Here is a 20017-nt window from a genome sequence, read left to right on the forward strand (position 1 = left end):
CCTCCGACCCCCACAACCCCATTGTGGTGCGCTACCAGGCTGCGCTACGCTCCGACTACGCTTCCGAGGATCTGGAAGTGCCCCGTTGACGTCGCCGTATATTACCTTGGCGGCCGTATTTTGCAAGGGGTATCTGAGACAGATTCGCTACGGCCGAAGCTGGGGAACTCAGTCCTCTCGGGCTCAGTGCAGCGTTTCGTCTTTGATGCTGTGAAATCTGGCCAGCACTTCGTGTATCATTCTCATCTTCTTCATAATGCCCTGGATCTTATCTTTCTGGTTTTCGGGTTCCATGATGGGCAGGCTTTGGATCTCCTCATTTAATTCGATCAGGTAGGGCAGAAAACGGTTAGCGGAGGCACTGAAACCTGCGTCCTGCTGAAAAATGGCAGAAAACTTGCCTTTCTCTTCTTTTTGCAGAATTTCCAGCTGTTCATCGGCACTGAGTGCCAGTGCATAGATGTCTTTCAGGGTGAGAGTCAGTTTATCCTGAATTTCCTGAATAATTGAGGTTGAATTCATGGGTTTCTCGATGGGGTAAATAATGGCGCAGTATAGGTTAATACTGAGTGCTGTTGTAGTAATTTGCACTCTCAGGCCGGGCTTTTGTCAGACTGACTCTGCAGTTGCTCGTAGAACTTTTCCAGCTCGTCCATGTCACAGGCTTCGGCTATTTGCAGAAGATACTGACAATACGTTTGCAAGTGTGCTTCTTTGAATTCATTTGTTATAGACGTCAGTTCTTGTATATCACCAAACTCAAGGACCTGGGAGACTTTTCTGAGCAATGCTTTTTTATGAGTCTCATCCAGTTTTGGCAATTCTGAAACTTCCGCTTTGTCGGTGGCTACTCGTGATTTTCTGATATTCAGTTTCAAATGGCTGGCCACTACTTGTAGGAGATAATTCACCTTGAAGGGTTTGGCCAGGACACCATCAAATCCTTTCTGCTTCAGGCGCGTATGGATGTCAGAGCCTGCGCTGGCAGTCACAGCGATTACTTTCAGATTTTTCAGCTCGGGATTCAGACGAATATGTTTCAAAGTTTCTATCCCATCCATTCTGGGCATTCTGATGTCCATCATGACCAGTTCGGGTTTCCGGGTTTCGAGGCAGGCCAGGGCTTCCAGTCCATCACAGGCTTCCAGCGTTTTAAAGCCGGCTTCTTCCATAATGACCTTGAGCAGGTCACGGTTTATTTCCAGATCATCAACAATCAGTGCGGTATAGGTCTGATTGTCAGCAAGTATCAGTTCCACCTGATCGGAAGAAAAGACGTTATCGGTGTCCAGTGCCGGAACTTCTTTCAACGGGATTGAAAACCTGAAGCTGCTGCCCTGGCCGACGTGGCTGGTAACCGTCAGGTCGTCTCCCATGGCTTTAACCAGGTGTCGGCTAATGGCCAGACCCAATCCTGTGCCCCCTGACTTCAGGCTTTCATCTAATTGCCTGAAGGGGTCAAAGATAATTTCAAAATTTTCCGGATCAATGCCAACACCGGTATCTTTCACTGAAAAGCAGAGTCGCTCATCCTTCACACTAATAAGGATTTCAACGGAGCCTTCTTCTGTGTATTTGATGGCATTACCCAGAAGGTTGGTCAAAATTTGTCTTAGCTTGACATCATCCACCTCTATCCAATCCGGGACTTGCTCGTCAATGTTCAATATTAGCTGTAAGTCTTTATGCTCTGCCCTTGGGACAAACAACTCCCGGGTTTCCAGCAGCAACTGTCTGAGGTTAACCGATACCGGGTGCAAATCGACGCCCTGAGTTTCAATTTTTGTGAGATCAAGAATGTCGTTAATCAAAGTCAGCAGGTGTTGTCCGCACCGTTCAAGTATGGCCAGCTTCCGGTGTTGTCCGGGGTTCAGTCCTCCTGATCGCTGTAAAACCTGCGCATAGCCAATGACACCGTTCAATGGTGTTCGTAACTCATGACTCATGCAGGACAGGAACAGGCTTTTTGAGCGACTGGCGGTAATGGCTTCGTCCCTTGCTGTCAGCAGGGCCTGCTCAATCTGTTTACTTTCCGTGATATCTCTGATGACAACGGATATAAGAATACCATCGCGGGTAATCAGTGGATTACTGGTTAACTCAGCAGGAAAGGTGCGTCCATGTCGGTCAACGGCTTCTGTTTCCTGACGGAACAGTTGTGTTTGTTTCCAGGCCCTGTCCAGCAGAGGGCTGATCAGAGGATGGTTCTCCCGTGATTGAGGAGGAACAAGCAGAGAAAGGGGCATATTGATCAGATCATCCCGCAGAAAACCCAGCAGTTCGACCGCTCTGGAATTGACCATGACAATAATGCCATCCGGATTCAGGATAATCATGGCATCCGGTGCAGAATTCAGCAGAGCCTTGAATTTAAGGGTGTCACTGACCCGCTCAGTCACATCATTGGCCAGTCCTTCAATCACTCTTTGCTGCCCGGAAGTCATGGCGTTCCAAAAAAGCTCAATCCTTCGTGACTGCCCCTGTTTATTCTGGATATCCAGTTCGAAAGCTTCTACCGGCTCACCTCGCAGTACCTTCTGAAAATTGACTTTGAAGGCGCAATTGCCCGGATCATGGCTCAAAAAATTCTCCAATGGGCCGGAAAACTCCTCACTACGGAAGCCCAGGACCGATTTTACCGAACGGCTGATATGGACAATCTTACCGTCAGTGTCGAGTTGGAAATAAAAGTAGCGTCCTTTTAATCCCTGAACGATATGCCCCATATTGTTGGCTCTGGCCTGGTGCAGGGCATGGTCTCTGGCATCAAGCCACTGAGTCAGTTTGACGAATGAACGGGCCAGTGAGCCAGCTTCGTCTCTGGAATGGGTATCGGGTAGTTCCACAAGCTTATGATGTTCGATAAAGGTGTCCATGCAGGATTTCAGAGTAATCAGGGGGGAGGTGATTTTTTTGGAGGCATACCAGATGCCACCGAGGATCAAGAGCAGGGAGATCAGCATGATAGCAATGTCCAGCAGGGCTATATTGAACACACCCTGGAGAGCGTGCTGTCGACTGACTGAGGTATAAAGCCACCACTGGGAAGAAGAAACCGGGGCACCGAAGAACCAGTATTCTTTTTGATACTGAGGGTTGGGGAGCCAGGCCCGGAAGGTTTCGGCGCGACCGGAATCAACCCACTGTTCGATCTTATTACCAAATCCTTCAATACCGTATACTTCGCCGGTTTGGCGCAGGTTTTTATGACCAAAGCGGTTCGCCTGAGTGCTGTCACTGTACAGGTAATCACCGCTGCGGTCGACCATATTGAATTTCCAGAGGTTGATTCCGATATTGCGTCCTTCAAATAGCTTGGGGTTAATGACATCGTGGACCATACCGTTGATATCAACATCCAGTTTAAGCAGATGCCCATCGCCCGGTTGAGCGCTGGGTACAATAAAGCTGACCAGCCTCTTTCCGGTTTTGACATCCCTATAGAGCTTGCTCCAGTAGTCATTGGGTCTGAGAAGCTGCTGCCAGCTTTTGCCAAGTTCAGTCGGGGGGAGTGCTGCCAGTCGGGTGGGTTCTGCTTTGTTTTTGCGTTTATTGATACAGGCTGAAGTGACCGTTTTTTTAGTATCGATCCAGCAGACTCTGGTCAGGAAGGGGCTGGAAGCCAGAATGCTGTGAAGCAGCGGGTAAGTTGGGTAGGTTTCGGTCTGTAATAAACGAACCTGGGCTGTTGCCTGGGACATGATTTCCTGAGTGTAGGCATCCAGGGCACGGGCAAAGTGCACAATGTTATTGCGCATCTGTATCTCAATTTCATGGGAGGATTCCTTGAAAGAGGTATAAATATGCAACGCACTCAGCAAGTTATAGAAGAGTGTAACGGGAACCACTGTGAAAAGAATGATTTTTTTTCGAATAGAGGGTTTGACCACGCCCTGCCTCAAGCAAAATCTTAGCAACCTGTTCAGGATAGCTAAGGGAGATAAAGTTGCCGGGTGAATGTTTCGATCCGATCAACTACTTGAGACATTGCTCATGACCAGAGCCATAATAATCACCAGCCAGCGAATCCAGTATGTTACTTCAAGTCGGCTGCAAGTTATCCCGGTTGTACCTTGAATGCACTGGCTGAAAGCTTCAAGCCCTGCTTCGACTTCATCGGACTGCTGTTTGACTTGTTTGTGTAGATCTTCCGTTCTAACTGAGGACGCTGTTGCCATCAGATTTCCAAAGTTCGGAGGCAGGTTATCCAGAAAGATGTTCATTCCATCATTGACAGAGGAGAAAGCTGTAGCCTCGGGGGGGGGGGATTGACGATTCAGACCCGGCTTTTATGAGAATGGTTGGCTGTACTGAATGCTTTAGAGATGGGTGGCCCGATGCTGTTGTCGCGGGGAGATTGAGCTGGGGCGAGGTGACAGGATATAACATCAGATTTGCCGCTGAGGCATATGTTGGCACAACAGGGTGCCAGTGATTTCCAACATTGATAATATTCCGGGGAAGTAGTGGCGCTTCCAGGCCGCCATGGAATAGCGTCAATGTGTCCGGATCGTTTAGCCATTGCATGATCTGTAGTTGATCATGACTGGGCACTGGCATTACTTCCAGATCCGGGTGGCCAGCCGTTGCCGCAATTAACATAGCTCCCAGTGGTTCCTGGGGGTTGTGAATAGCAGGCGTTACAATCATCACATTCAACGGCGTATTGGCTGCCTGAAGCAAAGGCATCAAGAGGTGTTCTACTACATTGGAATCTCCCCACATGTGCTGTCCCGGCTGAAAGGGCATGAGGCCCTCAAGCATCTGGAAACCAGCCAGGCTGGGGTTGTTCATGAGATGGTTAAGGGCTTGGGCTCCAAGTCCAAGAAATAACATGTGAGGCGTTAACACAAGACTATCTTGATGCGATTGTTGACTCAGTTGCTGAACCAGATCATGTATCAGGTACTCGTGTTGGGTTTGACCTGCCACTACCGCCAATTGGTTAATCAAGTCAGCCAATACAAGATCAAAAGCTGTACTATTACCAGCATTGATGATCAGCTGATTCAGGAGACTCCATTGGCTATCAATGTCCATCTGGTCCAGGTTATTCAGAATGTGGTTGTAGTCCACTGGCAGGTGTCGTGGAAGTTTCCGTAAGAGTCGTTTGAGCAGACTTTTTAGCCAGGGGTTGCCATTGGCGAGCAGGTTTCTGAGCTGGAACGAGAGATTATTTCTCGTAGCATCATTTTTTAAAGCCAGAAAAATAATGTTTCGAAATAAACCGCCAACAATGTAACCATGAACGCCATGATTGGCATAAGGCATAGTCAATACCAGTTTTTTTAGCAGGGATATGATATGGTCGATCAGCTTTCCAGCACTTTCCGGCCTCATGTTTAATAAGTGAACCAGACTGTTATACAGACAGAAGTGGTCTGCCGCTACGCTATGAACCTGGCACCATTGTGATTTCAAAGCATTGAGCGCTTGCTCTTCTGCCTGATGCAGTTTTGCCTGGACTGCTGCTTGATGATCCCTGTACCGGATCAATTCTGCCTGTGACAGTTCCGTGATTCCCTGTTGCATCAGCTCCATCTGTTCACGAGGATTCAGGGAGAGGTTTTCCAGTTTGATCCGTTTTGTACGGGACGGCTGCAAAGTCGGGGGTGTCGATGATTGCCACTGGATTGCCTGCCTGACAGCGTAAGCACTTCTTTTAGCTTTTTTGTCTTTTTTGGTTTTAACGGATTCAGGAAGTTTCAGGGTGAACCACTGATCGTCATTTTGTACTCTCAAGATTCTGAGAAGGTAGTCGTACTTCCTGTTCTCACGAATCCATTGATTTAAATGTGCAAGGGGGACGGTCACTTGTTTTACCTGACGCAATTCTCTGGCCCCGGCACGACTCAGGATTGATTGAATCACAATGATTCTGGGAGGTGAGGGGGGAGGGGTGGAGTGATGAGCGGTATCGGTTATCATTTCATCGACAGAGGAGGAAAGGTCAATAATCACCAGAGGCTTTGATTCGCGACTTGGGGTTCTGTGCCCCATGACCTCCTTGATCGCTTGAATCAGTGTGTCCCTGTGGGTGTAACTTGGAAACTGCACTTTGTCATGACTGGGTATTAATCTGAGCTCTCTGGCCAGGAATTGGCGTTCATAAACACGGGGTTTAAAACGCAATCTGACTGTCTCTGGCAGTGGGTAAACGACAGAGACAGGAAATAAAAGGTTAAGATTTTCCAGAGCCCTGGCCCAGTTTTGGGATCTCAGTCGGCTATAGGCTTCAGGAAAGGTTGTAGCTTCTGCCTGTACAATGTCCATGGGGTAAATCCCCCATTTTTTCATCAGTTCGGTAAGGCTTTTTCGGGTAAGAGTACCGAAAGAGTAACCGGTTGACAGCAGTTGGCTGTCCGCGGTTGGCTGGGTCAGTTCAATGTGTGTTGATTGTTGGCTGAAAGAAGTACTGTTTTTTTTCAGTCTTGTTGCCGGCAGAGCTGCAAAGTCTGTTTCATCAAGGGGCCTATCCTCTGGCTGCTGCCCTGTGGCAGAGGCTTTTTCACCAGAAAACAAAGGAATACCGGTATCGGATAAAATTTCCCGGATGAGTATTTCAAGCATGGAGTTGTTTGCTAACAGGCGTATTTTGTCTTCGAAAGATTTTTGTCCAAATGCCCTGTTCAGGGCAGTTCTGATTTTGTCTGAATACTTCTGGTTGACCTGTTGAATCCATTCATCCTTAGTGATTTTATCGAGCTGTTGCTGCTCATCTTCTGGCAGGGGCAGCTGGTGTTGGTTGACCAGGTGAAGCCAGAAAAGCTGTTGTAACTTGCTGAATCCATTTTTAAAGGCTTTCAGGCTTTCTTCAATAATTTCATTGGCCTCAGCCGGATGTTCATCAAATAACTCGGCAACTGCCGAGTCTGGCCCAGTCGTCATATGCAGACTTTGGAGTCGGTTTGAGTAAAAACGGTTGACTCTTCGAATGAGGTAGTCCCTCTCGATTCTTCTTAAGGTTCTCTCATGTTTTTTTCTCTGTTCGTTTGCATGCTCGGGTATCTTGCCGGCAACGACGTGCCAGTTGATAAGCTGACTTAACTTAGCCTCATTGACCAATGTGCGATCGGCCGCTACCGAATTCACCAGTGTTCTCAGGGATTCGCTGGCCACTACAGTGGGCTCACTACCGTTAGCCTCATTGGCATCGAGTTCAGAAAAGCGACGTGCCAGCGCTTTTGAAAAGGCTTCCCGGTATTTTTTGTCTACGATGCGCAACCACCAGTCCTGTTGATAGTCAACGGGTAGATAGAGCTGATGATGAAACTGCTCTGGCCGCATCTCCCTGGCCAGTTTCAAAAGGTAATGGTGAAGCTTTAGCTTGAGATTATTTCCAGAGCTATCGTTTCGATACTGAATTACACTTTCAGCCGAAATCTCATCGGGATCAAAGAACAGGCGTTCCAGCGGTAGTTTGCTGGCATCAGTGCTTGAAATGGGTCTCTGATACAGATAGTCCATATAGCGTCGGCGGAGTTCCGGAGTGGATTGCCACTCATCCACAAGCATCAGACGCGTTCGGTCTATCAGCTCAGGCATGATGTCATATGCCATATCGCCAGCGTGATAGGCAATGTTTGCCAGAGATTTAATAATCAGCTTTTTAGCATCAGCCCAGCTTTTAATCTTTTCCTGATACACCCGGTAGGGGTTGTAGCCTAGAATCTTGCTAAGCATTGCGGCTTCAGGGCCGCCATCGAAAAGCAATTGATCGAACAAGACCAGAGAGCAAGGGTGGAAATCAGTCAGGTCAGCATGAGTGACCACGTCACGGAGGTAGAGATTGCGCCTTTTCCACTCTTTGCGATAGGCAAAGCTGACGGCAAAATTATCGGGTTTGGCATCGCAGCAGATTCTATGGGCACTATTTTCATTGCCCAGTTTTTCCAGGTTGTTATAGATGGCAGCGATCACTGCGTGCAGAATGCGGCTGACCGCTTCTGCGTAGCTCATTTCGTGAACTTCTTCCGTGCTGTCCTGAGATTTGATTGACATGGCAATTTCATCAGGTCCAAAGTCAAGCAGACCTTCGATGAAATTTTCGGCCAGTTGATCTTTTCTGAGATGACGCTGGATCATATAGATGGAGTATCCCTCTCCGGCTCTGATGCGCAAGAGTCGGGTGGGTTCCAGGTTGACGCCCAACTCCCTGTAGAGCTTCAGGGCCGCTTCGTGGGTTAGCAGAAAGTTATCGGCGTCCCTTCTGTTTATGTAACCGGGGAAACGTCGCAGAGCCAGCCCGGGGAGAACATTATCCAGGGTGAAAACGACGGAAAACTGGCCTCTTCCAATCACCCTTGCATGGGCCTGTCCTATAGATTCGTACTCCGAAGACACGTCTACGCTGACGCCATCCTGTACGTTTAGGAATTCACCTTGGACATTTTGCTCAAAGACCTCAAGGAACTTCTGATAGTCATCATCTGTCACCGGGTAAGCAGAGGTGTCTGACACCTGTTTTTCAACAGGATTATTGAAAACACTACTCTGGTCATAAAAGTGGCTGGCTGTCCTCAGATCGTGAATGCTCTTTTCATCTTCCAGAGTCTCAAACTCCACGCAGACCTCACAAGTTGAGTTTTGACTGTTGATATAGTGGCAGAAAAAGGTTTGTTTGAGTTTGTTCTTTGAGTCGAACCTTGTTTCAGCAGTGGGTACGTCATGGTTAGGCACAAGAATAAACGTTCTCTGCTTGGGCTGAGGGTCACCACTTTTACGATTCTGCACCCTCATTCTTACACTGAGCAAGGTCTCTTCATCCGGTCTGAACGTAAAGGGATTACCTCCTGCTGGTAGTTGCTTAAAGGTAGAAAGATCGACTCTCTGAAATGGCGGACCAGTGACCAAAGCCTCATTGTCGTAGTCAATGTGCCAGGAAGTAAACTGTAGACTGCCTTCCGGAAATGGATTGCTCATGGAGAAGGGGTGTACTTCAGGGTTGTCTGGTAAGACAGGTGATCCCATCAAGGGGCTACCTATGGGGGTTGAACTCAGTTCAGAGTCGATTAGCATATATTCTCTGCTATCTGTTCGGGAACGCACTATATGGACTCGCCAATATTTATTCCGCATAGCAGAGGTGTCTCTGGTGCTTTGGGCAATTTCTCCCAGCATTTTGAAATAACTTTCATACTTCTTGACCTGTTCGACATTTTCCAAAAGGCTGCCCGAGGCAGATGGAGCTACCGAAAAAGTGAGAAGAGCGATAGCCATGAAATTGGGATATTTGTCCCAGTTATTACGGGGCAGAAACAGGCCAAGGAAGAGCACATAAACCGTGATCTTTCCCAGAAGAGCCATGGATCTCGACAATAATTTAGCCAATTTACCGCAGATAGTTCAGTCGTTATTTATTGATGCCTAGCCTTTAGCCTTACCTTTAGACAGTTTCCCTTCGGCTTTGCTACCCAATGTCATGTATGTGCTTGAACGGTCAAAAAATTATATTTATGAACTCTCCAGATTAGACCAGTCTTTCTCCGAATATGATTGTAAATGTTTAATTTCTTTTTGGTTTGGATGCTGAAGTGAGTTTGAGCGAAATCTTGAACACTGCAGATCAGAGGTATCGACCCATTGTCGATGCTTCTGAGGATGGTGGCTTATGGGAGGTTGAAGTCTGCAAGGGCTGTGATGAGCGAGTGGAAAGTGACCTCCATTGGTGAGGTGTCAGTGCAGCCAGACGCTGAAAGAGATACACAATCGTTCGTCCTGAACTTGCCGAACGATTGTGGCACCGCACATCGACAGGCTCAGTGCGAACGGAACAACGCTGAGCTCTACTCGTAGATTTTGATCATCAGGTTAACAGGCCTGCACGGGCAAGCTGCCAGCGTTTTTGTTGCTCTTGCATGGAAGATTTCATCTCTTCATATTGCTTATGAAGCTCTGAGTTTTCCCAGTTCTGTTTAAGCTCTTCTGCTTTGTGCTCAACCCACTTCTGGCGAAGCTTGTTCCAGTCGTGCCAGGTGCTGCTCACCACTTCATACTGCTCTTCCAGCTTTTGCAGGGCAATCTGGCAGGTCAGTCTCTGGCTGGCATATTTGTACTGCATATCGATCCGGGCTTTTTCAATCCGGTAATCGCTGACTCGTCTCAGTTTGCCCGTCAGGCCGATTTTTGAGAAGCCGAAGATCAGCCACTTGGTTGGATCAAAATGCCACCAGCGAATGCCGTTGCGGTAGTCATACTGAAAAATATGGTGGTAGTTGTGATAGCCCTCACCCCAGGTCACCAGAGCCAGGATACCGTTATCCCGGGCGGTATTTTTGTCGGTGTAAGGTCGTTTGCCCCAGATATGAGCCAGAGAGTTAATAAAAAAAGTAAAGTGATGACTCAGTACCAGCCTCAATACGCCGCCCAGAAGTATCATGGCAATAACATCGCCCATCAGGAAACCTGCCAGCGTTGGCACACCCAGATTCATCAACAGAACCAGTGGCACGTAGTATTTCTGTTGCCAGACGACAATAGGGTCTCTTTGCAGGTCTTTGATATTAGAAAAATCACTGGCCTTTGGATCGTAGTCCCGAAGCATCCAGCCAATGTGGGAGAACCAGAAACCACGACTGGCAGAGTAAGGGTCTTTGTGGTGATCGTCGACAAACGCATGGTGGCGGCGATGACCTGATGTCCAGTTCATGATGCTGTTCTGAATCGCCATGGCACCCCAGATTGCAAACCAGAGACGCAGTGACCAGTGGGCTTCATAGGTCTTGTGAGACCATAGCCGATGGTAGCCAGCAGTAATGGCTGTACCATTAAACATAAGGATTAATCCTGCAACGATCCATTCACGGAGTTCAAAACCATGGGTAAAACCGTACCAGGGAACAAGGGTGACCATGGCTAAAAACGTTAGTGAAAAAAGTAACGTGGTCACCCAAATAAGACGGGGTTTCTCCATTTTACGCTCATATAGTGTTTATCCGGAAAGCATGATTTTCGCACAATGTTTCTACGCTGTTAAGGCGAAATAGTAGCTGCGCTCCCTCAGCATGTGCACCCTTTGTTATTCATTCGGTTGATCGGTGAGCTGGTTAATCAACCAGGCAGCCAGCCTTGCTGTACGCAGATCATGATCAAACTCAGGGTTGTATTCAGCAACATCTATCACCCGTACTTTCGCACATTCCTTGATGGTCTGCAGAAGGGTTGCCGTTAGGTCCAGGGGAATTCCCCTTACCGCCGGAGCACTCACCCCCGGAGCCTGGTAAGAGGGAAAAGCATCAAGATCAATGGTTAAACAAACATGATCCACCATAGAGGTGAAACACGTCAGTTCTTCGATCAGAAAATCGAGATTATCTCTATGAACCTGATCATCGGTGATATAGGCTACATTCAGCTCATCAGCCCGTTCGAACAGCGCCTGAGTGTTACTGCTAGGGCTGATGCCAAGACACATACAGTGAAAGTCAAGATTCTGATGCTCGCAGAACTGAGCCATCTGCCAGAAGGGGGTTCCGGAACTGGCTCCTTTCTCTGGCTTTCTCAGATCAAAGTGGGCATTGAAATTGATCACACCAATATTCAATCCTTTGAGGGTCTTGTGATCGTGGATAAGAAAGTCTGCCAGCCCTTTAAAACTCCCCCAGGCTATTTCGTGTCCACCCCCCAGGCCGACTGGTAGCATGCCATCCCTGAGCGCTTTCACCAGCGCCTGGCTGAATTGATCCTGTGCGCTTTCCAGGTCGCCATCCTGACAGTGAACGTTGCCCAGATCATAAAGTCCATCGTCTCGATTCCAGGGAAGATTGGCGAGGCATTTTCGAATCAGGTCCGGGCCATTGGCAGCACCCACTCTGCCATGATTACGCCTGACACCTTCGTCGCTGGCCAGCCCGATTAGCACCAGACCACTGGAGCCTGAGTGTTCTGAGTAGGGTTTAACTTTCTGGTGCCAGCGTTGTGTCTGCTGCGGGTCGCCGTCGTAATCTTCCCGGCCGTTCCAGACATTGGTTTCTACAGGTTTTAACTCAGACATGAGAAGTGGGCACTCTTACTCTGGAATACCGCCCCCCCAGGGCTTCAGCAGCTTTCAGTGATCCGGGGAGGCGGCGACCGGTTCAAAGCTGTTTTTGTTTCAGGCTTCTGGCATCGCCTGACTTCAACGTTACGGAGCGTGAGCGAAAGTCTATCAACAGTGAAGAAGGCTGCCAACGCCATGGGTATGTCTGACATTCGACGTTTTCCAATTGGAGAGAGCCGGGATTCCATCAGAAAATAAAAAGCCATTGGCAATAATAATGTAGCAACTGTGACGCTGTTCTCCAGTGCTTTCAGACCTTCTTCACTACTCTCACATTGAAAAATGTTCAAGAATTGTCACTTCAAACTCTTCTAAACCAATACGAATTCGAAGTGTTTGAGCTTCAAAATCATAACTTACGATGGCCACATTGCTGACAAGATATCTATCTCCATACTTGTATTCTATTAAATATTCACCACATCTTTTGTGGATGGTTGCCGGCTCACAAGAGCATGATTCATAAGGGGACGTAATCTTATACACTTCGTATGAGTGGACAGGTAATGATATAAGAAAAACTAATGCAAAAAAGAGGGATCTTAAACTCATCTGACACACCTGGATTGTGGTCTGGCTGAATCTTCTCGTTTTGATTCATGTTCAAGAATGACAACTTCATAGCGACTGAAACCAACGCGAATTTGAAACGTTTGGGCTTCAACGTCAAAGCTTTCGACATTAATCTGACGGGTTAGATAGCTCCCACCACACCTGTGTGCCATATAATGTAGATCATCTATTTTGAAAATGGTTGCTGTCTCACAAGAGCATGATCGGTAAGGGAAAGGAGTCACAACCTTATAGACCTGGTAAGCGTATACAGGTATTGGTATAAAAAAAACTAATACAAAAAAGAGTTTTCTTAAACTCATTTAACGCACCTGAGTTGCTGCACCAGTGAGCACCTTAAATCAACGTTTACATTCGAGATGTAAACGCAAGAGTAATCTGCAAGACGTATTTTCTTAATCAAAAAACCTATGCAAAAAAGTAGGCAGTTGCCGTCCATAAACAAGCGGCTAACGAAGCAGCAAATATTGCTGGAATGATCTGAGACTTCACATGATCCATCAGATCGCACCCTGTGGTCATCGAGCTTAATATAGTCGTGTCGGATATGGGTGAACATTGATCGCCGAACACGCTTCCATTTAACACTGTGGCAAAACATATCATCATGAACAGCTCTGGATTGGCTAATGACTGTGATTGTGCAATGGCCCAGGCCAGAGGCATGGCGAGAGGGAAGGTGATCGCATAGGTTCCCCAGCTTGTACCCGTTGAAAAAGCAATGGCCATAGTAACCAGTTGTAAAATAACCGGTAATAACCAAAAGGGAAGTTGTTCACCAAATATTGACACTACATAGGACCCGCCGCCAACTTCCTTGCTGATACTGCCAATGATCATGGCGAGCATCAGGATGACTGAAGCAACCACCACACCTTTTAATCCATCACCAAAACCTTCAATGACATTGGCCAATGACATGCCTTTGACCAGGGCAATGGTAGCAGATAGCAACAGAGCGGTTCCGAAGGCCCAGTTTACTTTTGGAGTACCCAAATAAACGAACGTCAGGACAGCGATACCAATCAGACTGACCAGAGGAATAATGAATTCCAGAACATGCGGGTTGTAATGATCGGGAACGTTGGGCGTTTGCAATTCTGTTGAGCTAAGTGGTTGTGCACCTTCAGCGTCTAACTGACCCGTTTCCATTGCTCTTTTATTAGCCTGTCTCATGAGGTTCCCAGAAAAACAAGTAATATTCAGGCACAGTAAAAGTGTTCCTGTAACAGCCAAAATGCTGTAAAAACTGAAAGGAATACTGCTAAAGAAAAAAGCTAAACGATCTGCTTCCGTTGCCAGAAATGACACGCCTGGCACAAAAATAAATGCCTGAACGTAGGCAGGCCAAGCGTTGAATGCCAATACAGAAGCGATGGGTGATGCTGTTGAGTCGACAATGTAACTCATTTCTTCATGGCTGACTTTGGCTTTGTCGGCAATCGGACGTATTGTAGTGCCTACCAGCACTGTACTTATTGTCCCCCCCTGAAAAAACAGTACCCCCAGAAGCCATGCGACAAGCTTCGCTGAACGTTGGCTCTTTACAAAGTGTTTGGTCATAAATGTGGCAAATGCTTGTGCGGCACCCGTTTTAGACCAAACCCCCAAGAGGCCGCCAAGAAGCCACAAATACAGCAATAATATAGCTGCAGTGCCTTCTTTAGCTAAGTTGGGAATAATCACTTTGTCAGTCAGGTCGTATCGACCGAGCATGATTGAACCAATAATGATGCCGCCCAACAAGGCTGTTAATGGCTCTCTGGTGAGCAAGCATAAGGCTATCGTTACTAATCCGGGAAGAAGCGACCAGAAGCCATAGTGAAAGGCGGGTTTGAGCAATTCGACATTGCTTTCGTATTGGTGGTTACTATTAACTGCAGCCAAAATCCCCAACAAAAAGACTATCAACGCAAAAATATTGTAATTCTTCATTGATCATACCTTTCGTAACCAGAAGAACTCAGATGGATTTAAGCAACAACTATGGCAGCCTGCTCAGTGTAGACCTTAAGCCGCGGGCACCGGGCGAGAAACTATTCTGGTATAGCTCTTGGCATAGTATTAAATGATGTGAATTCATGCAGCCCGAGGGTTACCCGGGCAAACTGATATAGTGCTTATTCACTGTATCGCCAGCCTCAGAATATGGGAGCCTGTCTTGGACAGTTTCGTCATGCTGCAAGGTGACTGGAATTGAATTTAAGAAGCTGTCGCAAAACGTTGGTTCCCACGCGACAGTCTCTCCAAACCGGGGATCTATCGGTTATGGTTCTTCTTTTTTTAGCACCGTGATAGCCTGACCTTCATCACCGGCGTAGACGACAATGATTTCTGCAGGCTCATCAGATTTGTTTTCGCCGTAATGCCATTCATCCACCATCTCAACCAAAGCCTCACCCGCTTTCAGCTCCAGTTTCTTGCCATCGGATAAGCGGACAACTGTGAGCTTACCCTTAACCAGGTAGCCTGCATTGATAACAGGGTGCTTATGGATAGGCAGTCTTGAATGTGGGGCAATGGCAATGCGAAGCACATGGACTTCAGGGTTCTTGAGGTTGACTCCTTTCAGAGAGTTACCATCCCAACTGGTCGTGCTGTGCGCCAGTACTTCGGTAGAAGACTGGCCAGCAGGAAAAGTGAAAGAACTACCAATAGCCAGAAACAGAGCGGCGCTTTTTAGAGCGGTCTTCATTATAATTTTACTCCGAGGGGATTGGTTGATTTATTCACTAAAGAAAAATGAATCCTGATCTGATCAGTCTACCACCCGTCACACGTCTGAACGTACTTTAATGGCTGTTATGCAGCCGATATTCAGTCGCCTGTAGAAGTAAAATAATGGATCTCAGTTGGTCAGCAGGCTGACTTCATCAAGTAACTCTTTCAGCCGTTCCATCTTTTCCTGACTTAACCCCTGGGTAAGACGGCTATAACTGTTTTCCACCATAGGGGTCATTTCGTCCAAGAGTTTTCTGGCTTTTGGGGTTGCCTTGACCAAAATGCGTCGATGGTCTTCTGATGACTTGCGGCGGCTGACATAATCCTGTTGTTCCAGTCGCTGGATAATGCCCGTCAGACTGGGGCTCAGGATGCAGCAAGCATCAGCCAGCTGTTTGGTTTCCATCTCATCAGCGTCGTTCAGAACCCGCATCACTCTCCATTGCTGTTCAGTAATGGAGTGCTCCTGCAGCATGGGACGGAAGAAGCTCATGGCTGCCTCTCTGGCCTTGAGTAACTTGAGTGGTAGAGAATCTTCGTACTTGCGCATCGTGTTTAGTTTACAACAAATAACTATGATTGGCGGATTGTGTGCATCTTGTTCCGGATAATCAAGACAATGATGTAATTAATTACATGCTATTTATTCGTACTCGACAAAAAAACAGTAACTGTATCTCTAAAGGGTATGCGACCGGAATATTCACCTTCCTCAGAGGCATTGTCAGAAGTATCAGCATTGTATACATGCAGATGAGTGCATTCTGAAGTGCAGTCTCGTCTGGCCTGGCCGTGTGAAAAGTGTTCAGTGAGTAGGCTTTAATGAGGGGTTCTGACGCATTGAAGCCGTCTTCACAGCATGAAATACACAGGTTTTAGTTTTAGTCGAAATCCTGCATATTATAAACGTACTACTCTGTTTAATTGTGCTGAGATGACAACAACAAACACTCGGGAGTGCGGATTATGGCAACGGTTGCGTTTATCGGTCTTGGCAATATGGGAGCGCCCATGGCAGCTAATCTGGTCAGGGGTGGTCATGATGTGAGTGTATTTGACCTTGTTCCTGAGGCGGTCAATGCTCTGACCGCTTTGGGAGCAAAAGCTTCGGGCAGTGCAGAGCAGGCATGTTCCGGGGCTGAGTTCGTTATTTCAATGTTGCCCGCTGGCAAGCATGTGGAAAGTCTTTATCTGGATCAGGGGTTGCTGGATTCTGCTCCGGCCTCTGCCATTCTTGTCGACACCAGTACTATTGATGCGGATACCGCCAGAAAGTTATCGGCGGCTGCCGTCGAGAAAGGGAAGTCAATGGTGGATGCGCCGGTGTCCGGTGGCGTTGCCGGCGCGGCAGCAGGTACTCTGTCGTTTATGTGCGGGGCAGCCAATCCTGAAGTGTTTGAAAAGGTGAAACCTTTACTGCTGGATATGGGGGAAAATGTCTTTCTGGCGGGTGGGCCAGGTGCGGGTCAGGTGGCTAAAGCCTGTAATAATATGTTGCTGTCTATCTCGATGATAGGTACCTCAGAGGCGCTTAATCTTGGCGCTAAAAATGGCCTCGATCCTGCCGTACTTTCTGACATCATGCTGGCCAGCTCGGGTAAAAACTGGGTTCTGGAGGTGTATAACCCATGTCCTGGACTGATGGCGAATGCTCCGGCTTCCAGAGACTATGAGCCGGGCTTTATGAGTGAACTGATGTTGAAAGATCTTGAGTTGGCAATGGCGGCTGCCAGTGGCAGTGAGGCCGTTACGCCTCTGGGTGGCCTTGCTTATTCTCTCTATAACCGCCATGTTTCCGGGGGGATGGGCAAGAAAGATTTTTCCAGCATCTTTCAGGCTATAGAAAGTTTGCAGTCAGAAGGTTAATCACTGACAGCTACGGATACCTGATGCTTCAATTTGAATAAGACGCTGCTTGTATAATCCACCCAGTGCCATTTTGAAAGCACGTTTGCTGGCTCCAAAGGCCCGTTTTATTTCAGCAGGATCGGTTTTATCGTTCATGGGAAGAAAACCTCCGGCGGCTTCCAGCTTGTCCATGATCTGCTGGCTGAGAGAGTCCATCGCTTTTTGGTCAAAGCCGGGCTTTTTCAGACAGAGGTCAATTTTCCCATCCGGTCTGATACGCTTGATATAGCCTTGTACTTTATCACCCAGTTTGACTGAGTCGTTTACTTCCTGACTGAAAAGCAGTCCCTGATGTTTGTTGTTGATAATCGCCATGTAGCCAAGGTCGGTTTTGTCGTGAATCAGGAGGGATACAGGTTGGCTGTTTTGATACTCTCCTGCTGAGCGATCAATAAACTTGTGCAGCTTGGAGGATCCGACTATGCGTTTTGTCTGTTCATCCTGATAGAGATAAACAACATAGCGCCCGCCTTCACGCATGCGGGTTTTTTGTTCACGAAACGGTACCAGTAGATCCTTGCCCAGATTCCAGTCGAGAAAGGCGCCAATCTGGTTGACTTCTTTGACTTGCAGGGCAGCAAACTCACCAATAGAGGCCAGAGGTGTCTCTGTCGTTGCGATCAGATGGTCTTCGGAGTCCAGGTAGACAAAGACATCCAGTTCATCCCCAATAGTGCAGTCTGTAGGCACATGTCTTTTGGGTAGCAGGATTTCATCAAACTGTCTACCATCCAGAAATACACCGAAGCCTGCTTTATCGACGACTTTCAGGCGATTTTTCTGGCCAATTTTAACGTACTTTCCAGACATATCTGTTCCTTTGAGCGAAAGGTGAAAAGTCAGAGTTTTTTCTCCCAGAACAAGGCGTGTCCGAGGTGTTCATCCAGTGCGTAACCTGCGAAGCCCAACTTCCGGTAAGCGGCCTGTGCTACAGGGTTGCCTTGCAGTACTTCCAGAGTGATTTTGCAACACCCTTTTTCTATGGCAACTTGCTCAACTTTTTCAAAAAGTTTTCTGCAAAGGCTCTGACCTCTGAATGACTCATTAACGACCACATCATGGATGTTGATCAGTGGTTTGCAGGCAAAAGTGGAAAATCCTTCCAGGCAGTTAGCCAGAGCGGCTGGTTGCCCATCAACCAGACAGAGGACAGAGAATGCAAAAGGACGTTTTGCTAATTCCTGAATCAGATGTCCCCTGGCGAAGGTGCTTAATGGCATTCCTCCGCCCATTGGGTCTTTGGCATAGTGGTCGAGTAACTCAATAATGGCCTGGCCATGGTCGGGGTTCGAATAATCGGCTACGAAAATATCGGGCATGTAAATGATTTCTGATAAATGGAGTCAAAGAATTTAGAAAAGTATTCTTGCATAACGGATCTTGAATGGATAGCAGCCCGACATGGTTCTGAGTCGGGTCGCTCAGTCAATCCTGATGTTACAGTGATTAATTGAATTGGCGGGCAATCATGGCCGCCAGCCGGGTGTTATTTCTGAGCATGGAAAGATTCGCCAGCAGCAGCTGCTCACCATGATGCTGGTAGAGGTGCTCAAGCAGGAAGGGTGTCAGGGCTTTACCGTGTATGCCTTGTTTCTCTGCATGGTAAACAGCATCATCGACTTTGGGAGAGACGTCTTCCCAGGGTATTGCGTATTCTTTGGGGAGCGGGTTGCAGATCAACAAGCCTCCGCACGCTGGCAGAGTGAGCTGACACTCAATAAGATGAGCCGCCTGTTTGGCAGAATTGACGCTGAAGTCAACCGACAAGTCAGAGTCACGGCTGTAATAGGCGGGTAGTCTGTCAGTCTGGTAGCCAATAACCGGAACGCCGTGGGTTTCGAGAAATTCAAGGGTTTTCGTCAGGTCCAGAATCGCTTTGGGGCCACCACAAACCACGGCAACAGGAGTTCGACCCAGCTCGATCAGATCAGCGGAAATATCGAGGGTCTTTTCGCCCTGCTTATGGACACCGCCAATACCACCAGTGGCCATTATCCGTATCCCAACCATGGCCGCAATCATCATAGTGGCTGCCACGGTGGTCCCTCCCGAATATTCGTGGCTGATCAAGCCTGCCAGATCTCTTCGGCTTGCTTTGTGAATCGAATTATCCTGAGAGGTGATAAATTCCAGCTCTCCTTTCGAAAGGCCAGCTTTTATCCTTCCATTGATAATTGCAGTAGTAGCGGGCTGAACGCCTTCATCCAGAAGTATTTTTTCCAGCTCAAGAGCGACCTCTAGATTCTGGGGGAAGGGCAGTCCATGGGAAAATACGACGGACTCAAGTGCTACAACAGGGATGCCAGAGGTCATAGCGGTAGTGACATCCGGATGAATATCAAGAAAGTTATTCACGACAACACCCTCTGAACTGAACGAAAAGCCGGAGTTTAATCAAAGTGAAACATAGTTCAGAGGTTTCGTGTGTGCTCAGATAACGAGTACATGTTCATCGCATGGTAGCGATGTGTCGCTGTGACTTACTCCCCGGAACTTTTCATTGTTTATCGAATCAAAAACTATAGTACCAAATTAAAAAACTAATATGGAGGTTACGACTATGAACCCTTCCTGTATTGCCGGAGTAAACGGATACCCGACGCCTGCAAGATCCGAAAATACCGCGCCAAGTCGCTTTGGTGCCATTTGGCGCACCATTACTGGCTCATTCAGGTCTGTTAGCAGCTCGGCTAATGATACGGTGTTGCCTGACAACCAGAGATATTCAGCAACCCCCTCAACCGATTTGAAGGTCAGAGACGTTAAAGGAACCTCTTT

General features: G+C 47.7%; 17 protein-coding genes. 3 read left to right on the top strand and 14 right to left on the bottom strand.

Going from position 1 to position 20017, the window contains the following annotated elements:
• Positions 1-183: 183 nt before the first annotated feature.
• From KDK17_RS03790 to KDK17_RS03805, 4 genes are all read right to left on the bottom strand, one after another.
• Positions 184-522, bottom strand: a complete 339-nt coding sequence (locus KDK17_RS03790) for a hypothetical protein (RefSeq protein WP_257275556.1) — start codon at positions 520-522, stop codon at positions 184-186.
• A gap of 71 nt (positions 523-593) precedes the next feature.
• Positions 594-3890, bottom strand: a complete 3297-nt coding sequence (locus tag KDK17_RS03795; protein ID WP_257275555.1) for a PAS domain S-box protein — start codon at positions 3888-3890, stop codon at positions 594-596.
• An 81-nt stretch (positions 3891-3971) separates the two neighbouring features.
• The gene (locus KDK17_RS03800) at positions 3972-4223 is read right to left on the bottom strand and encodes a hypothetical protein (protein ID WP_257275554.1); all 252 of its coding nucleotides are present in this window, start codon (positions 4221-4223) and stop codon (positions 3972-3974) included.
• A gap of 4 nt (positions 4224-4227) precedes the next feature.
• Positions 4228-9330: a hypothetical protein gene (locus tag KDK17_RS03805; RefSeq protein ID WP_257287385.1), complete on the bottom strand. Its 5103-nt coding sequence runs from the start codon at positions 9328-9330 to the stop codon at positions 4228-4230.
• 209 nt (positions 9331-9539) lie between these two features.
• Here KDK17_RS03805 and KDK17_RS03810 point away from each other — a divergent pair, with 209 nt between their 5' ends.
• Positions 9540-9671, top strand: coding sequence for a hypothetical protein (locus KDK17_RS03810; RefSeq protein WP_257275552.1), 132 nt, complete (start codon positions 9540-9542; stop codon positions 9669-9671).
• 134 nt (positions 9672-9805) lie between these two features.
• Here KDK17_RS03810 and KDK17_RS03815 read toward each other — a convergent pair whose 3' ends face one another.
• From KDK17_RS03815 to hpaR, 7 genes are all read right to left on the bottom strand, one after another.
• A complete protein-coding gene (locus KDK17_RS03815; RefSeq protein ID WP_257287386.1) occupies positions 9806-10852 on the bottom strand; it encodes a fatty acid desaturase in 1047 nt (348 codons plus the stop codon).
• A gap of 165 nt (positions 10853-11017) precedes the next feature.
• Entirely contained in the window at positions 11018-11992 is a 975-nt protein-coding gene (gene hutG, locus KDK17_RS03820) for a formimidoylglutamase (RefSeq protein WP_257287387.1), read from the bottom strand.
• Between the two features lie 44 nt (positions 11993-12036).
• Complete coding sequence (locus tag KDK17_RS03825; RefSeq protein WP_257275548.1) at positions 12037-12327, bottom strand: hypothetical protein; 291 nt, start codon at positions 12325-12327, stop codon at positions 12037-12039.
• Positions 12308-12589 carry a hypothetical protein gene (locus KDK17_RS03830; RefSeq protein ID WP_257287388.1) on the bottom strand — a complete coding sequence of 94 codons (282 nt, stop codon included), beginning with the start codon at positions 12587-12589 and terminating at the stop codon, positions 12308-12310. The genes KDK17_RS03825 and KDK17_RS03830 overlap by 20 nt, the downstream gene beginning before the upstream one ends.
• 429 nt (positions 12590-13018) lie before the next feature.
• Positions 13019-14545, bottom strand: coding sequence for a Na+/H+ antiporter NhaC family protein (locus KDK17_RS03835; RefSeq protein ID WP_257275547.1), 1527 nt, complete (start codon positions 14543-14545; stop codon positions 13019-13021).
• A 331-nt stretch (positions 14546-14876) separates the two neighbouring features.
• On the bottom strand, positions 14877-15305 hold the full coding sequence (locus KDK17_RS03840) for a cupin domain-containing protein (RefSeq protein WP_257275546.1): 429 nt from the start codon (positions 15303-15305) through the stop codon (positions 14877-14879).
• A 153-nt stretch (positions 15306-15458) separates the two neighbouring features.
• The gene (gene hpaR, locus KDK17_RS03845) at positions 15459-15881 is read right to left on the bottom strand and encodes a homoprotocatechuate degradation operon regulator HpaR (RefSeq protein WP_257279960.1); all 423 of its coding nucleotides are present in this window, start codon (positions 15879-15881) and stop codon (positions 15459-15461) included.
• A gap of 416 nt (positions 15882-16297) precedes the next feature.
• Between hpaR and mmsB the strand changes: the two genes are divergently transcribed.
• Entirely contained in the window at positions 16298-17197 is a 900-nt protein-coding gene (mmsB, locus tag KDK17_RS03850; protein ID WP_257275575.1) for a 3-hydroxyisobutyrate dehydrogenase, read from the top strand.
• Here the strand turns inward: mmsB and KDK17_RS03855 are convergent, their stop codons facing one another.
• The 3 genes from KDK17_RS03855 to KDK17_RS03865 all read right to left on the bottom strand — a co-directional run bounded on the left by KDK17_RS03855 (position 17198) and on the right by KDK17_RS03865 (position 19594).
• A complete protein-coding gene (locus KDK17_RS03855) occupies positions 17198-18049 on the bottom strand; it encodes a S1 RNA-binding domain-containing protein (protein ID WP_257275574.1) in 852 nt (283 codons plus the stop codon). It lies immediately after the preceding gene.
• Between the two features lie 29 nt (positions 18050-18078).
• On the bottom strand, positions 18079-18558 hold the full coding sequence (locus KDK17_RS03860) for a GNAT family N-acetyltransferase (protein WP_257275573.1): 480 nt from the start codon (positions 18556-18558) through the stop codon (positions 18079-18081).
• Positions 18559-18685: 127 nt separating this feature from the next.
• Positions 18686-19594 (bottom strand): pseudouridine-5'-phosphate glycosidase, encoded by a 909-nt coding sequence (locus KDK17_RS03865; RefSeq protein ID WP_257279957.1) that lies wholly within the window; start codon positions 19592-19594, stop codon positions 18686-18688.
• A gap of 205 nt (positions 19595-19799) precedes the next feature.
• Between KDK17_RS03865 and KDK17_RS03870 the strand changes: the two genes are divergently transcribed.
• On the top strand, positions 19800-20017 hold a 218-nt coding region (locus KDK17_RS03870), incomplete at its 3' end, for a hypothetical protein (protein ID WP_257287389.1).

The sequence above is a fragment of the Endozoicomonas sp. SESOKO2 genome, assembly GCF_024606245.1.
Classification (GTDB): Bacteria; Pseudomonadota; Gammaproteobacteria; order Pseudomonadales; family Endozoicomonadaceae; genus Endozoicomonas_A.